Annotated in this window: 14 protein-coding genes; 13 read left to right on the top strand and 1 reads right to left on the bottom strand. The window is 64.3% G+C overall.

Going from position 1 to position 16,069, the window contains the following annotated elements:
- Nucleotides 1–2 precede the first annotated feature (2 nt).
- From CGU35_RS00065 to CGU35_RS00025, 9 genes are all read left to right on the top strand, one after another.
- Complete coding sequence (locus CGU35_RS00065; protein WP_100809634.1) at nucleotides 3–1,445, top strand: hypothetical protein; 1,443 nt, start codon at nucleotides 3–5, stop codon at nucleotides 1,443–1,445.
- Nucleotides 1,442–2,938, top strand: a complete 1,497-nt coding sequence (locus tag CGU35_RS00060) for an SCO6880 family protein (protein ID WP_100809633.1) — start codon at nucleotides 1,442–1,444, stop codon at nucleotides 2,936–2,938. Before CGU35_RS00065 ends, CGU35_RS00060 begins: the two co-directional genes overlap by 4 nt.
- 503 nt (nucleotides 2,939–3,441) lie before the next feature.
- Entirely contained in the window at nucleotides 3,442–4,530 is a 1,089-nt protein-coding gene (locus tag CGU35_RS00055) for a hypothetical protein (RefSeq protein ID WP_100809632.1), read from the top strand.
- On the top strand, nucleotides 4,527–5,792 hold the full coding sequence (locus CGU35_RS00050; RefSeq protein WP_100809631.1) for a ParA family protein: 1,266 nt from the start codon (nucleotides 4,527–4,529) through the stop codon (nucleotides 5,790–5,792). Before CGU35_RS00055 ends, CGU35_RS00050 begins: the two co-directional genes overlap by 4 nt.
- A gap of 17 nt (nucleotides 5,793–5,809) precedes the next feature.
- A complete protein-coding gene (locus tag CGU35_RS00045; RefSeq protein ID WP_232711080.1) occupies nucleotides 5,810–7,618 on the top strand; it encodes a type IV secretory system conjugative DNA transfer family protein in 1,809 nt (602 codons plus the stop codon).
- Entirely contained in the window at nucleotides 7,615–8,007 is a 393-nt protein-coding gene (locus CGU35_RS00040; RefSeq protein WP_100809630.1) for a hypothetical protein, read from the top strand. The genes CGU35_RS00045 and CGU35_RS00040 overlap by 4 nt, the downstream gene beginning before the upstream one ends.
- Entirely contained in the window at nucleotides 8,004–8,483 is a 480-nt protein-coding gene (locus CGU35_RS00035) for a hypothetical protein (protein ID WP_100809629.1), read from the top strand. The genes CGU35_RS00040 and CGU35_RS00035 overlap by 4 nt, the downstream gene beginning before the upstream one ends.
- Nucleotides 8,484–8,520: 37 nt before the next feature.
- Complete coding sequence (locus CGU35_RS00030; protein WP_100809628.1) at nucleotides 8,521–8,967, top strand: single-stranded DNA-binding protein; 447 nt, start codon at nucleotides 8,521–8,523, stop codon at nucleotides 8,965–8,967.
- 126 nt (nucleotides 8,968–9,093) lie between these two features.
- Nucleotides 9,094–9,402, top strand: a complete 309-nt coding sequence (locus tag CGU35_RS00025) for a hypothetical protein (protein WP_100809627.1) — start codon at nucleotides 9,094–9,096, stop codon at nucleotides 9,400–9,402.
- A 48-nt stretch (nucleotides 9,403–9,450) separates the two neighbouring features.
- Here CGU35_RS00025 and CGU35_RS00020 read toward each other — a convergent pair whose 3' ends face one another.
- The gene (locus CGU35_RS00020; protein ID WP_100809626.1) at nucleotides 9,451–12,222 is read right to left on the bottom strand and encodes an AAA family ATPase; all 2,772 of its coding nucleotides are present in this window, start codon (nucleotides 12,220–12,222) and stop codon (nucleotides 9,451–9,453) included.
- 154 nt (nucleotides 12,223–12,376) lie between these two features.
- Between CGU35_RS00020 and CGU35_RS18785 the strand changes: the two genes are divergently transcribed.
- From CGU35_RS18785 to CGU35_RS18050, 4 genes are read left to right on the top strand one after another with little or no spacing between them, the layout of a single operon-like run.
- The gene (locus CGU35_RS18785) at nucleotides 12,377–13,630 is read left to right on the top strand and encodes a DNA cytosine methyltransferase (protein ID WP_100809625.1); all 1,254 of its coding nucleotides are present in this window, start codon (nucleotides 12,377–12,379) and stop codon (nucleotides 13,628–13,630) included.
- Between the two features lie 43 nt (nucleotides 13,631–13,673).
- Nucleotides 13,674–14,333, top strand: coding sequence for a ParB N-terminal domain-containing protein (locus tag CGU35_RS00010; RefSeq protein WP_100809624.1), 660 nt, complete (start codon nucleotides 13,674–13,676; stop codon nucleotides 14,331–14,333).
- The gene (locus tag CGU35_RS18055) at nucleotides 14,308–14,739 is read left to right on the top strand and encodes a hypothetical protein (protein WP_157813842.1); all 432 of its coding nucleotides are present in this window, start codon (nucleotides 14,308–14,310) and stop codon (nucleotides 14,737–14,739) included. The genes CGU35_RS00010 and CGU35_RS18055 overlap by 26 nt, the downstream gene beginning before the upstream one ends.
- Complete coding sequence (locus CGU35_RS18050; protein WP_146048081.1) at nucleotides 14,736–15,590, top strand: hypothetical protein; 855 nt, start codon at nucleotides 14,736–14,738, stop codon at nucleotides 15,588–15,590. The genes CGU35_RS18055 and CGU35_RS18050 overlap by 4 nt, the downstream gene beginning before the upstream one ends.
- Nucleotides 15,591–16,069 lie beyond the last annotated feature (479 nt).

Below are 16,069 nucleotides of genomic sequence, written 5' to 3'. Positions count from 1 at the left end.
CTATGCGTCGGCTCGGGATGTTTCTCCTCGGCACGCTGGTCGCTGGCGTCGCCGTTGTGGGCATCGCCGAGCCGGCACACGCAACAGCCGAAGCGTCGGGCACCATTCGGGTGGACACGGCAACGCCCGTCACGGGTCAGACGTGGTCTGCGCCGACGTTCCCGGTGACCTGCTCGAGAGAGACCGATCAGGTCAGTTGCACCCCCGAAAATGCCGCCGACATCAAGGCGCAGCGCTGCTTCACCGGCGTACTGGTCGCGGGCGAGAACGCGATGGTCTGCACGACATACGAAGGACACCACCAGAAGCTGAAGGATGCCGGAGGCAAAGAGCTCACAGTCGGATACGACTGCAGTGTGGGTGATCTCGTCTGCGTCAGCTTCGAGAACGCAGGCCGCGGCATGGCCCTGGCAACGACAGGCGGACTCTTCGTTCTCGCATCGAATATGCGGTTCGACACCTCAAGCACCCTATGGGCCGCGGCCGTCGAAGAATGGTCCTTCTGGAACTGGGCTGTGCTCGCGGTCGTCTTCGCAGCCATGATCTGGGCGATCGCAGCCGCCATCGTCGCACGGGACCGCGACCAACTCGTCGGTGCAATCATCCGGTCCTTCATCGCGATCCCCGCCGTCCCGATCACTCTCTGGCTCACCGGGCATGTCGTCAACGCTGTGGACGACATGGCGATGTACATCCTGACCCGCGACGGAGACTTCGCCCTCATCTCTACGCTCCAGAGCGTGATGTGGGCAGGCGGTCACGCGAACTACTTCTTTGCGTTCCTCATCCACGGCCTTCTGATGATCGCAACCGTGCTCCTCACATTGGTCTTCGCCTTCCGAAACCTCGCCCTCGCCGTTCTCATCATGGTCGGGCCGGTCGCATGGATGATCTTCCCGGTTCGCGGAATCGGACCGCAGTGGGTGGTTCGCTACCTCAGCGCGGTCGTCGTTCTGCTCCTCACCGGGCCACTCACGATCGGATTCCTCGCGCTGATCATCAACGGGCTATCGACAGTCCGCACGATCTGGGACCCTCAATCTTGGCCTCTGCTCATCGGCCTCGTTCTGGTCGCGTTCGCCCCCTTTGCGGTCTTCGGCCTCTTCACTTTCACGGGCGCCGTCGCCGCCGACTCGTTGGGTTCGCGGCTCGGCGGTCAAGCGGGCCGCATGGGCGCCAACGCTGCGCGAAGCGCCTCGCGTCTTCCCTCTCGCCTCGGCAGTGCGCCCGCAGGTGTCTCGCCCGGATCGACACGTGGCCGCGCTGGCAGCACCGGCCCATCCGCGACCACTGCGAAGAGCAGTCCCTCGCGGCCGACATCCGGACCGACCTCGCCCGCTGGATCAGGCGCTTCCGGATCGACCCCACCGAAACCAACGGCAACATCCGCTACTTCCACGCCCCCGACGCCCGCCGCGTCTCGACCCGTGAGGAGCACACCGTGACCGCCACCGCCGCAGAACACGCACGCCCGGTCCGACTTCCCCGTCGCTCCCGCCAAGGGGTTGTACTCGGGCTCGACCCGTGGCAAATCGGATTCGTCGCCGCAGCCGCCCTTGTCCTGCTCATCGGTGTCAATGGGTTCGGTCCCGCGGGCATCCTCTACGCAGCACCCGTCTATCTCCCCGTAGGACTGGTCGCCGTGACGACCGTGCGGGGTATCTCCGCGCCCCGGATGCTGGGACTTTGGCTCTCGAAACAATTACGGCACTCCGCAGGCGCTACGACCCACGCCTACCGTCCAGAACGCGTCCAGCTCGAAGGAACACTCAACCTGCCCGGCACGCGCGCGTCCGTGCAGATGTGGGACGTCGACGGGCTCGCCTGCGTCTACAACCCGCACGACCGATCGGTGTCGGTAACGGCGGAACTCGAAGTGCAGGGATTCCTCATGAAGGACACCCCCGACCGCCACGACCTCGCACAACAGTGGGCGCAGGTACTCGCCACGTTTACGCAGCGCGTCGGCGTCAAACGCGTGACGCTGCAGGAACGGACGACGCCCACCACGATCCGAGCGGGCCGCGAACACTTCGAGTCGAGCGCGCATCGTGCGGGCATCGACGACGACGCAGACGTGACAACGAACTATCGACAGGTGATGGATGCTTCGGAGCGCTTCGCCGTCGCCCACCGCAACTACCTGACGCTGACCTTTGACCTCGTCGCGCTCGGCCCGCAGGTTCGCGCGCTCGGGGGAGGCAAGTCCGCGATCCAGGCACTCGCCCATGTCGAGGCCAGCAACATTGCCGACGCCCTCCGCTCAGCCCGCATCACCGTCCGACGGTGGCTAACGCCGAGAGACATCGCGAGCCTGGCTCGCACCGCGTTCGATCCAGAGTTTCTGTCCACGGTGCAGAACCGCGACGCCGAGAACACCGGTGTCGCATTGAACGCAATCGGTCCGATGTACCTCGAAGAGCCGCGCGGCAAGAACGGCGTCGTGATCACAGACTCAGGAATTCACACCACCATGTGGGTGCACGAATGGCCTCGGTCCGATGCGGCGGTCGGGTTTATCTCCCCCCTCGTATTCGCGCGTCATCCCGTGACCGGCGAAGCGGTGACGCACATCTTCTCGATCGTGCTGACCCCGGTGCCCGTGAACAAAGCACTAAAGCGCATCCGTGAAGAGAAGAAGGTCTGGCGGGGCAACGAAAGGTTGCGCGCCAAGCGTGGCGCTGACGGCTCCGCCGCTGACGAAGCGGATTGGCTTGCCCTCGAGAAGCAGGAGGACGAGCTTGTCGCCGGTCACGGTGAATTCCGCTATGGCGCGTACCTGACCGTCACGGCACCTGATGAGAATGCTCTCGAACAATCGATCGCTGGCGCCCGCAACGCTCTTTCACGGGCAGGCATGGAGGCGCAGATCCTGTACTGCCAGCAGGCCGAGGCGCTGCTGGTGAACGCGCTGCCGCTCGGGCTGGGGGTGAAGTGATGGCCCGCCGAACCTTCGTCGTCTCCCCCGCCGGTCAGACGCGTGCCGAGCGTCGCGCGGTGCAGCGCGAGATCGCCGCACGAATGCGGGAAGCGCAGCCGACCAGAACCTCAAAGCGGGACCGCGCGCTACCGGAGCCAGCGGTACCAGGTCCTTTCGGCCCGGGACTCACCGAAGGGGGCTACTGGAACCTTTCCGCTCCCGTGATCCCAGCCCACCAAGCAACGTCCCAGCACCTCGCTGGAATCTATCCCTTTGTTGCGGACGCGGGACTTGGCCACCGAGGTCCGATTGTTGGCGTCGACCTCAATGCGGACGCGCTCTGGCATTTCTCACCGTGGGAGGCCTACGCGGATCCCACGGAGCGTGGGTCCTTCTCTACCAACGTCCTGGTGCTGGGGTCGTACCGGTCGGGCAAGAGTTCAACGATCAAGACACTGATTACCCGCTCCATTCCTTTCGGACACCAAGCGGTCGTCCCCTCAGACCCGAAGGGTGAATGGGTGGTCGTTGCTGAGGCGGTCGGCGGTACCGTCATCAGACTCGGCGGGGCAACGGGCGCGCGGCTCAATCCACTCGATCGAGGCCCCCGCCGCACGGGAAGCAGTGATGAGCAGCACGAGCAGATGGTGCGCCAGCGCCGCATCGCGACGCTCATCTCGCTCGTCGAGATGGCGGTCGGCGGCACGAAGCTGTCTGCGGTCGAACACGCGTGCATCCACCTCGCTCTCGAACGCGCGATCTCGGCAACGGGCGACGATCCGACGCTTCGCGAGGTCTACCGTCAGCTCGCCCGCATCGGCGCGGGCGAACTCTCCGACGAACCTGAACTCAGCGCCGCAGCCTCGCAACCTCGATTCGTACTGCGGCGGTTTGTCGAAGGCGACTTGTCCGGCCTGTTCGAGGATGAATCCACCGTGCAGTTCGACGATGCATCCCCACTCGTCGTCGTCGACACATCCGAACTCTTCGCCCGCGGCGACCTCGTCGCGCAGCTCACCCAGGTGTGCACCACATCGTGGGTCCAGGCGGTCATCTCGGATCGCGAGGCAAAGCGCACGCGCTATGTGGTCCGCGAGGAGGGGTGGCGGGACATGACCTCGCTCGCTGCCCTCCAGATGTACCAGCAGTGGCTCAAACTTTCACGCCACTACGGCATCAGCAATATCGTCATCCTGCACAAGATGGGCGACCTCGACGCAGTCGGCGAGGCCGATTCGCAGGAGCGAAACCTCGCCTACTCGATCGTCGGAGACATCGAGAACAAGTTCGTCTTCCGGGTCAACCACCAAGAACACGCGAGCCTGCGAGACCGTCTCCAAATGCCGACCGCACACGTAGACATGGCTCGGCAGCTCAGGAAGGGCGAGTTTCTGGCCTACGTCGGCCAGTTCTCGTACCTCGTCGATTGCTTCGCGACGTCCACCGAGTGGGAGTACGACCTGTTCAAGACCGACGATGCCTTGCTGCCCGCTGCCGAAATCGCGGGGTTCAGCGAGTTGATCACGCCGCTACCGCTAGACGACGTCTGGCCCATCGACGACGGCACCGATTTGGCCGGATGGCTGAGCGCTGAGAAGGAGACAGGATGACCATTGCCACCAGACCGCTCGTCTACGCCAACGTGAGCGGCGATACCGCGGAGTTCATATCTATCGATGGAGACACCGAGAGGCTTCACGCGGCTCCGGCAGAAGACATCCGTGCATCGATCGTCCGTCGCGCGATCGCCGAAGCGCAGGTAGCGGGCTCCGAGCTTGAACTGGTCACCTCCGGCGACCGCGGCGATCATCGCCTACTCATCCGTACAGACGGCAGCGTCGAGGGGGTCAAGGTCGACGAACCCGTTGACGAATCCGCCGACAGTGCGACTGATGTCGCGACCGGCGCCGTTGCGATCGGTAGCGAACAGCCCACCACCCGCCGCGCCGCTCGCACCGAGCGCCGATCCTTCATCACCACGGACGACGAGACGGAGCGCTCGCCATCCACAGGATGGCGCGCCATCCTCGCCCGTCTCGGCATCACCGTTCGTGCCTCTGCAGAGGAACTGCGACGCGAGGCCGACCAGCGAGCGGTCGCGCAACACTGGGCCGGGTGCCGCACCATCGCGGTCGCCAACGGCAAGGGCGGCGTCGGCAAGACGATGACCACCGCGATGCTCTCCGCCGTTTTCGCCCGCTACGGCGGCGGTCCCGTGCTCGCATGGGACAACAACGACACACGAGGGACCCTCGGCTGGCGCACGGAAAGCGGACGCTACGACTCGACCGTGCAAGACCTGCTGCCCGCCGCCGACTGGCTTCTCTCCCCCGACGCACCAATCTCTGACATCGCCAACTACGTCCACCACCAGACGCAAGACCGATACGACGTGCTGCGTTCCAACCCCGAGCTTCTCGCCGCCCGACAGCGCATCGAAAGCACCGAGTTCGATCTGTTGATGCGTGTCGCCGCGCGGTACTTCCGCATGGTCGTTTTCGATTCCGGCAATGACGAATCCGCCGAGCGCTGGCTGAGGATGGTTGACGCCTCCTACCAGCTCGTCATCCCCACTATCGCGGCACGAGAATCGGCAGAGTCGGCCGCACTGCTTCTCGAAGCGCTGTTGGCGCGCGATGACCACTCGGCGGAACTGGCGCGAAATGCCGTCGTCGTCGTGACTCTCTCGGAGCGTGCATCGGCGTCTGAGATTCGGCCAATCGTCGAGGGATTCACTGACCTCGTCCGCGCCGTGCACGTCATTCCCTTCGACCCGGCGCTGAAATCAGGTCCGCTGCGCTTCGACGCGCTCCGCCCGGTGACTCAGCGCGCATGGGTGCGCACGGCGGCATCGGTCGCGGAGAAGCTGTAGCGAGTAGGACTCCACTCATGGTGAGCGACGGTATCTGGCCCAAGATCGCGGCGATCGGCATCGCCGCGGTCATCCTGCTCAACATCGGATTCGCCTTCGCTGCCGAGGCGGTCACACAGATCGTGTGCGGCGCACGACCCACGCCGACTGGCTTTCTGTCGGGACTGTGGCTCGCGCTCTCCGGCGATTCGGGGACGTACACGATCGACAGATGCGCCCTGCCTGTGACGGCGATCAGGGTCGCCGATCTCGCGCTCGTGCTCGCAGTCGCCTTCGTGTCGGCGTGGGCCGGGGTCGCGTACTCGCGCTATCGGCAGTCAGATCGCTACTTCATCAACGATCTGCAGAGCCGACCCGGGTTCGCCCCCGCATCCGAGATTCGCAAGCACCTCTCCGCGCGAGCGGTTCTCCGTCGCGCACCTCAGTTGCGTCCCGAACTCTTCCAGCCGAGCCCGACAGACGTCGGTTGGCGGGTCGGTTCGTCTCGAGGACTGGATGTCTACGTGTCGATCGAAGACTCCGTCGCGCTCGAGGGTCCGCCCCGCTCGGGCAAGGGGTACCGCGTCCTCGTCTCCGCAATCCTCGACTGGTCGGGTCCGTTGATCACCACCTCAACGACGAACGACAACCTCACCGCCACCATGAAGATGCGTCGGCGTCGCGGTGCCGTCAGCGTCTTCGACCCTCAGGGCCTGTCGGGCATCCGTGACGCCATGAGGATCAGCCCTTTCGCGGGATGTGAAGACCCGCTCGTGGCTCTCCAACGAGGTTCGGCGATCATCACCGGCACCGCGCTTGGAGCCTCAACGACCAACGGCGAATGGGCCCAGGCATCCACCATCGTCCTCTCCCGCCTTCTGCACGCCGGGGCGGTCGGCGGACGGTCGATCGCCGACCTCTACGACTGGGGGACGAGCCCATCGCTCGCGCGGTCGGCAGTTGAGGTGCTGCGCTCCGATGGCGCGCCTGGGTGGGGAGACAGCCTGGAAGCCCTCGTCTCGGGCGACGAACGACTCGTGTCATCCACCTGGTTCGGTGTGCAGAACGCGGTTGCGCCGCTAGCTGTGCCGCAGATTCGAGACGCACTCTCGCCGCGATCCGGCGATCCGCGCTTCGATGCCGAGGAGTTCCTGACCGGCGAAAACACGCTGTACTTGGTTGGCTCATCGTCGGGGTCCGCCGCGATGGGCGGGTTCCTCGGTGCTCTTCTCGACGACGTCGTTGAGCTCGCACGCCGCAAAGCGCTCGCATCCCCGAGCTCGCGACTCGCACAACCACTCGGCTTGATCCTCGATGAGATCGCGAACATGTTCCGATGGGCGAACCTGCCACGCACGATGGCCGACGGCGGCGGCCGCGGCATCTGCACCTTCGTCGTACTGCAGGCCCTCTCCCAGGCCGAGACCGCCTGGTCACGGGCCGAGGCAGACACGATCTGGTCCGCCGCAACGGCCAAGATCCTTCTCGGCGGCGCAGCGCAAGTCGACCACCTGCGCGACATCGAAGCCATCCTCGGCTCACGGGAACGCCGCCGCACCCAGCGATCCTGGAGCAGCAGTCAGGCCGGCGTGAACACGAGCGAGCAGCACGACCGACTGCCCCTCATGACAGTCGACGAGATCCGTCGAATGCCTCAGACCGTCGGCCTGCTCGCCTACCGCAACCGCCGAGGCGTGCTCCTCGACCTCGCCGGATGGGACAAGCGCGCTGACGCGCGAGCGGTCAGCGCCGGCAAGCGCGAAACGGAACGTGAACAACGCGCCGTGTTTGCCGAGGACCTCGCGCGAGCAACGGGACCCGCCGCGAACGAGACCCCGGAACCATGACCAACATCCGGAAACCCCGCCGCCTCAACTCCTACCGCCGTGGCTATCTGCGCTCACCCGCTTGGTTCGCCCGTCGCGACCAGTGGTTCAGAGACGAACGGCGCCGTACGGGCACCGTTGCCTGCGCGGCATGCCTTGTGGACGGCACCGCCCGAACCCTGGAACTGCACCATCTCGACTACTCCGGCGTCGAGCGCACCGATGCCGGCTGGCGCGCGCACGAAGCGCACTCGGACCTCGCCGCTGTTCACCCCTACTGCCACGAACTGCTGCACCGACTGCTCGACCGCGACCGGCTGTTGGCACACCACCGTGATCGACGGACAGCATCCCTCTCGGCGCTTATTCGTCTGCGACGCAAGTTGCGCGCGATTGGAGGCGCGGCATGACTGATGAGACCGACGAGGCATACGAGACGATGCTCGCCGCCGAACTCGCCGAGTGGGATCCAGGCGACCGCCGCGGAAGCTCCGCGCCCCTGGGCGCCGCCGTCGTCGATTGGAAGGAGCTACCCGACGCGCAGGCGGCCGACGCGTGGCGAGCCCTGCGCGACTGGGTCGAGTGGCTGACGATCCGGTACGACGTACCCGTAACTGGCATCCCGGACTGCTGGTGGAAACACGGAGCGCTCGTGGAGGAACTCTCCGCCCTGCACACGGCCCACCGCGCGTCGTTCGATGCAAGCGACAGCGGCTACGGACCCATCGGGTGGCACGAGCGCCTCGCACAGGCGCGCGGCCGCTGGCGGCAGGCCTACGCCGGCGGCTGCGCCCACGGGCACCAGCCGCAAAAGCCTCGCTCATGGTCGTCCGCGACCGACGAGCAGGAATGGGATGCGTGGACACGCCAGTCTCACGCGCCATAACGCACCGACCGGTGCATGACAGAAAGGAACGAAAACCATGTCCACACGAATTCCGGTCACCATCGAGGGCAACCTCACGGGCGACCCCGAACACGGCACCGCCGACAACGGCACCGACTACGCGCGGTTCAGCGTCGCGGTCAACGATCGCCGACGCAACGAGCAGAGCGGAGAGTGGGAAGACGCGGGCTCGGTCTTCCACCGCGTCGTCGTCTTCAACAGCCAAGCACGTCACGTCGCCGACTCCCTGCGCAAGGGCGACGCCGTGCTCGTCGCTGGCGATTTGCGGTTCTCGACCTACACCGACCGCGAAAGCGGTGCGACTCGAGAAGCACGGGACATCGTCGCGGACAACGTCGGGGCGTCGCTGAAGTTCGCCGACGTCGAGGTCGAGCGATCCCCAAAAGCTAACGGCCCCGTAGCTCACGCTCCGGGGCCGGAAGCCACACCGGTTTCGCACACCGGTGCAGGGTTCGCTCGCTGACCATCCGCAAAGACAGAGCGGGCGGGAGTTACGTTACTCCCGCCCGCTCCTGCATGTCACGGATGAGGGTCCGTGATGGCTTCCTTGGGTCGTACCATTTAGAACATATGTTCGATCGGAGGAATTGTGGGCACGAATCGTCGATATGCCGCCCAGATCGACGAGCGCATGAACCAGAAGATCCTCGACCAGCTCGCGGCAAGATATCCGATCCAGGCACTCACCGAGCGCGAGCTACGCCTCGACCTCTACCCCGTGACCGCCGATCCTCAACCACGGCGCGTGCGCGCTTGGGTCCGATTCGGCGCGATCGCCTCGCAGATCGAAGGAGACGCGATCGCTTGGACTCCTCGAGCCGTGCAAGTCGAGTTTCGGTTGGACGGTCGAGATCAACGCGTTTGGGTCTGGGCATCGGCCGTCGACCGCGTGGAGTGATCCCGGCCTCTCGCGGCGATCATCTCGGGCCGTGAGCCTGGATAGCCGTCAGCTCAGTGAGGCTCCGCCAGGGGTCAGCATCGGCGAGACGATCGGATCCGACTTGACGATCTGCGGCCTTGCACGCGGCTCGATACGCGACCCAAGCGTGGTCGCCGCCCGGCCAACCTCGAGCCACGCCGCCTGCCGATTCTCTTCCATCGTGGGTTCCATCGAAGGGCGCAGCATCCGGGTCGCGAGCTCTTCGACTGCGTCCACGCCGGGACCGAGGGCAATCACGGAGTTCACAGCGCGTCCTCTGGTCATCCCGACATACATGCCGGCCGCATCGACGCCTAGACCAACGAGCGCGGCCTCCGTGCTTTCGCCTTGGATGCCATGGACCGTTGACGCGTAGGCGAGATGCACGTGCTCAGCGACATAGTCAAGAGGGACAAGTCGCGTATCGCCAGAGTCAGTAACACTCACGAGCCGAACTCCTTCCGGCTCGATGCGACCAACCGTCCACATCGCGCGATTTTCGACTCCCAGGCCCTTATCGTTCCGCCGCGTCTGGACAACGTCGCCCTCCACCAACCACTGATCATCCTTGCCGATGACGGCGCGTGCCGAGTCGAGTTCGCCCTGGTCTACCCGTCGCTGTTGGATAGCTTCGTTGATCGCCTGGGCTTCCGCGTTCGTGGCTGTCACCAGCGCCACGCGCCTACCAGCAGTTGCCCACGCGAAGTACTCATCAACCATGATCTGCTCGGCCTCCGCCTCGTTCGCGGCGCGACGGATCAGCCCCCGAGCACCAAGCTCATGCGCAACGTCGAGTGCGTCGTCCTTCGTGCGCGGTTCGCGCATGCGGAGCGTCAGCGCGGCATAGGTGGGATCGCGGAAGCGATGTACCGCGGTGAGTTCGACGCCCGCGGTCGAGCGCCGCGCCATGATGGCCATGGCACCCGAGTGTCCGACGGGGCGAGCTTGTAGGTGATCACCGACCATCGCGATTCCGGCACCGGTCTGAGCGGCGACGGCTGCGAGTGCGTTCGCGACCCGCAAGTCGACCATTCCGGCCTCATCTACGACGATCCGATCGCCGGCCGTCATACGGAATCGGCGGGGCCCGCCGTAGACCTGCCCCGTCGCGTCCGTGTCGCCCACAGTGAGTTGCCGCCATTGCTCAGCGCCGGCGGCCTCGGTGTGCCAGCGCCATCCGTAGTCGAGCAGCAGAGCGTGCAAGCTCGATGCACTTGCACCGATCTCGTGGGCGGCGACGCTCGCTGCCTTCTTCGTCGGCGCAACCACGAGCATCGCCCTGCCCTGCCGCTCGAGGGCTCGCTTTGCCGTCACGAGCATCGTCGTCTTGCCCGTGCCGGCGGGACCGGTGACCGCGACCAGCCGATCCGTCCCGGCGATCGCCGAGGCAGCGTGGAGTTGACCCGTGTCGAGCTCACGTCCTTCGGGTAGGACGGTCGTCGATATGTCTCGGACGACTTCGAGCGGAACCCTCGCGCCCTGCTCGGAGAGGCGCTCGAACTGCTCGGCGAGGTCGGTCTTGAGAACAGCCGTCGTGACCGCCATGAAGCCCTTCACATGGGACGGGACGCCTGCACGGTCATCCAGCAGATTCACAACGTCGCGAACGGCTCGCGCGACTACATCGTCGATCACGTGCTCAAGCAGTTGGCGGTCAGCAATGACGCCGGATGCGGCAACCGCTCGCATCGCGCCCGCACGGATATCGAACATGCTGAACCGCCCGCCGCTGCTCGCCGACCGGTTGTCCGCATCAACTACGGCCATGCGCGCGAGCAGATCGCGGTCGAGATCTGCGATCACGACCTGGTGCGGCTCAGCAGGCGACCGAGAACCGAGCAGCGCGGGATCGAGCGATGCAAGCTCGTCGCGGGCCCATTGCTCCCAGTCGCCCTCATCAATGTCGTCGGGTTTGTTCGGGCGTCCCTGCGCCCACGCCCACCGATCGATCGCTGCGAGAACGTCGTGCGATGGCTCCTGTCCCGGGTGTCCGGCGCGCCACTCCGCCGTCTTCGCCTGCCGGTTTGTCTCGATTTGGTTCGATCGGCGCGACATAGGCCGCACGGCATGTGCGAGCTGAGCGATCTCGCCCCTCTCATCGAGGGTGTACCCGTGGCGGGCCAGCGCGGCGATCCATCCGGGATCGGTCCGGGCGGCGATCTCGCCCTCTGCGTTGACGACCGTGTGCAGCTTCATCGCGACCCGCGAGTCGACGTTCGACCACCTGCCATCCAGCCCCTGCACCTTGACGTTCAGCCACAGGTGCCGGTGGATGTGCGGGTCGAGCGCCCGAGACCGTCGGTGGCGCAGCTCCACGACTTCGATGCGCTGAAGATCCTCACGGATGCTGCCGCCGGCCCCTCGCCGAGCGTTGAGTTCGCGCTGCCATGTCTTGACGATGCGGTCGCGGAGGCGATCTTGGAGCGCCTCGAACTCGGCAGCAAGCTCGGGGTGAATCAGTGAGGCGAGGCTGAACGATTTGGGGGCGTTGATCGTCCCATCAAGTACGAGGTCAGCATCCGGTGATTGGAGGTCGCGTCCCCGACGTTCCCCCGTTGCGGGGTCTTCGCCATTCACCCACCGGCGAAGCGACGTCTGGTCGAGGCTGTCCTCGAGGATCCGTCCCGCCTCGACGGTGAGTCGGGGGACGGATGCACCGGCGGAGTACGCGGCGAGCGCGTCAGTGCCCAGCGGCGCAGCGATGTGCGAGTCACACGTGCCTTCGAACGCGTACGCGACAGCCTGACGGACTCCCCCGGAGTCGACGCCCCGCTTCCATCGCTCGAGTCCACCTCGCATGAGGCGAGGCTACGCGAAAATGTTAAATCCCGACAGCGTTACACAGAAAGTGCCTGCGTGCATCGTCTCTCCGAAGGTCGATCGTCTCCATGCGCCAGCGCGAGCGCGCCGGCTGGCGTGGCTCGCTTCGACTTGACTTGGTGCCGCGAATGGTGTGAGCTCGGGTTGGAAAGGAAGTACTTTGACGACGCTTCTGTCTTGCTTCAGCGGGGTGGGCGGTCTCGACCGGGGTCTTGAGGCCGCTGGGTTCGTCACGCTCGGCTGCCTAGAGATCGATAGGGACGCGCGCGCCACGCTTGCAGAGAATCGTCCCGCTTGGCGTTTGCTTGAGCCCTCCGACGTCGTCGAGGCGGGTCGCGCTCTAGCTCCCCAGGACGTCGGAATCGCCCCGCGGGAGTTGACGCTCTTGGCAGGTGGCCCGCCCTGTCAGCCATTCAGCAAGGCTGCGCAATGGGCTGCGCCTAAGCGCGGCATCAAGGACGACAGAGGGACGACTGTCGACGGCATGATGGATCTCGCTGCATCGTTCCTGCCGAGAGCGATCCTCATGGAGAATGTCGCTGGTTTCTTGAGCGGAAAGAACAATGCAACCGCACGCATCAAGAAGCGGCTTCGGGAGATTAATAGCATGGCCGGTACGCGGTACCGGCTCAGGTCCTGGGTGGTAGATGCGGCGGACTACGGCGTCCCCCAGCACCGAGCGCGTGCCATCATGATTGCATTTCGCGACGGTGAACCCGCGCCATCTGTTCTTCCACGACCGCACGGGGAGGATCACCGCACCGTTTGGGATGCATTGGAAGACCGCGTTCCGGATCCTGTTCCATCAGCTAGGGGCGGGTATGCGGACTTGCTGACTAGCATCCCGGAGGGCAGCAACTACCAGCATTTGACAGCACGAGGGGGCGGCGAAGAAGTCGAACTTTTCGGCTACCGGACCAGGTATTGGTCCTTCCTGCTCAAACTGGCGAAGGATCGGCCAGCGTGGACCCTGCCCGCGAGCCCTGGGCCCTCGACGGGCCCGTTCCATTGGAGCGGCCGTCCGCTTGCGAGTTCGGAGCGCATGCTTCTCCAGGGCTTCCCAGCAGACTGGCGTCTTACAGAGAACGAACGTGTCAATGTAAGGCTCGCTGGCAACGCCACCCCCCCGCCACTCGCCGAAGCGATGGGAAAGCTCATCCTGCACTTGCTCGAAAAACCCGGTGAACCAATGAACGCAGAGACAATTCGGGCCTCGCTAGCAACCACCAGAAGCACCAAACCCGTGCCGCCTCCTGCCGACCCCGCACCTCTTCCCCCTCGATGGAAGGCAGTAGTGGGACCTCAGATCCCACATCCGGGGAAAGGCGCGGGGCCCGCTGGCTACCATCGCGCCAGCTCGTCCAATAGCGTCATCGTTACGGACTGAGCCAAACGGACTCACCTCCGATCACCCACGGGAGACACAACCGATGGATCAGGCCCATCACGAGGATCGCGCATCATTGATCTACCTGCGTGTAGATGAGTTGACACTGGACACGCGGAACCCGCGTTTGGTGACGGCGGCCGCACCGAGCCAGAAGAGTCTTCTCCGTCAGCTCTATGAGCAAGAATCGCTAGACGAACTCGCGCAGTCCTTCGTTGATAACGGCTACTTCGCTGAAGAGCCCCTGGTTGTCGTGAAAGAGAACGGCGAGTGGGTTGTTGTCGAGGGCAATCGGAGGCTAGCCACCCTGAAGCTTCTGCTAGATGAGAGTCTGCGAGCCGATCTGAAGGTCGATGGGTGGCCCGAACTGTCCATCGCCCAACGAGACCGCATAGTCGAAGTCCCGTGCGTCAAGTACGACAACCGAGAGGAAGTGTTCCCCTTCCTCGGCTTTCGGCACATTACCGGTGCCAAGAAGTGGGCCCCCTTCCAGAAGGCTCGATTTATAGCCCAACTCATTGATGCAGGACGATCCCTCGACGAGGTGGAGGACCTGATCGGAGACAACTCCCAAACAGTGAAGAAGCTCTACCAGGATTACATTGTCTTCAACCAGATCAAGACTGAGCTGGACATGCCCGAGCGACCCATCCGAGATCGCTTTTCACTACTCGAAAGTGACGCTCGGTCAACGACCCATTAAGGCCTTCCTCGGTATCCCCAAAACCCTTCCCAAGCAGGCAACCGACAAGCTCGTCCCAGAGGAGAAGCTAGACGCTCTTGAGGAAGTGGTCGGATGGGTTTTCGGAACGCCGTCGCGCGCGCCGATACTTCTCGAGTCACGCGCTATCTCAAATCGATTGGCGCCCGTGCTCGCTAGCTCAGAAGCCACCGATCGCTTGCGCTCCACGGGCGACTTGGAGTCCGCCTATGAATACAGCGCTGGCGAGAAGGAGTTCCTGCTCAAGAAGATTCAATCCGCCGAGCGCGCAATCAGAGACGTTTCTGGTCTAGTCTCCGTCTACCTGGAAGACCCCGACGTCGTCCGCGGAGTCTCGCGACTCATTCAACTCGCGCAGGGACTGGAGAAGCTGGTAGACGAACTGTGACCATCGATCTTGCGTTCCCGGCCGGAGAAGGCCCAGATTTCAGAGAGGTAGCGGATTGGTGCGAGTACACCGCTCTGACGCAAACAGCAGACTTCAAACGCGGCGATCTGAAATCGGCTATCTCGCGCGAAAACATCTCTTCCGCCGACCTCTTGGAAGAGCAGGCGTGGGCCGAACTCACGACTAGGGCGGGACTCTTCGGAGCGACCTGGCCGCTAGAACTCGACGGATCTCGGCTGCGACGGGCGGCTGCGACAGAGGACGCGCGCACTCTCTACCGTTACCTTTGCCTGCTCGGGATGGGTCAACTCGATAATGTCGACCGAAAACTCTTCGAGGAGATCGTTCGTGCGATATTCGCTGTAACTTTTGGCGAGAACACAATGCGTATTGGTCACCCGGCCTCTGCCGGGATGAGCACCTCGTTTCGCGAGCGCGCAAAGCACTACGCGACCGCTGCGGGACTCACGTCAAGCGAGTACCTCAATGACCCTCTACCTGATGACAAGGATCTCGGTCTTGACGTCGTGAGCTGGCACGGTACCGGGGACAACCGCGGCGGTGAACTCCACTTCCTCGTACAGTGCGCAACCGGGAAAAACTGGCCAGAAAAGGGGGATGACATACATCTGGGCACAATTTCGCCTCATCTCAATTGGGCTGTGACACCTGTCCGTGTGTTCTGCATTCCTGCGGTCGCACATCTCCCTGAGCAGCAATGGATTCGATTCTGCCGAAGGGCAGGACTCGTTCTCGACCGACCGCGGTTGATCGAAGCAGGGACGAACATAGAACTTAGCGATGCACTTCGCACAGCAATCCATACCCGCGAGGTGGCTCTCGTCGGTTAGCCGCCGCGGCGCACCGCACATGATGACGAACTAGGGGATTTCCGAGGGACGAGCGTGGTGAGGACGTGCGAACGCCTGGCATCGAAGCCGCTAAAGTGCCACTACTCGGCGGCCTCGTTCCACTAGATATGGCCTAGCGACGGAAGGATCTCGACCCGATTGCGCCTCCGTCGATCCCGGCAGCCGCTCGACAGGTCCCCATACCTTCCACCAATATCGAAACCGGACGAGAGGCTGCCAGCTGTCAACTGCGGCGGCGCTGAGGGGGCCAGGTGCCGCTTCTATCTGAGCAATCAGCGAACCTACCTCCGTCAGCACGCTCGTGAGCCTGAGATTCGGCTCTTCCAGAAGCCCGAGGCATCCCAGGATCGCCCGAGATGTAATGCTCAGACGCACCACCAGCAGCCGAACGTCTCCTTCCTCCCATATGGGCGGAAGTCCATCTATCGCATCTAGCGCGTCATCGACCGCGATCCGGG

Origin of the sequence: Microbacterium sp. BR1 (assembly GCF_002812725.1) — a bacterium.
In the GTDB taxonomy this organism is placed as follows: Bacteria; Actinomycetota; Actinomycetes; order Actinomycetales; family Microbacteriaceae; genus Microbacterium.
Note: the sequence above shows the minus strand (reverse complement) of the source record. Positions and strands in the feature narration are given on the sequence as shown.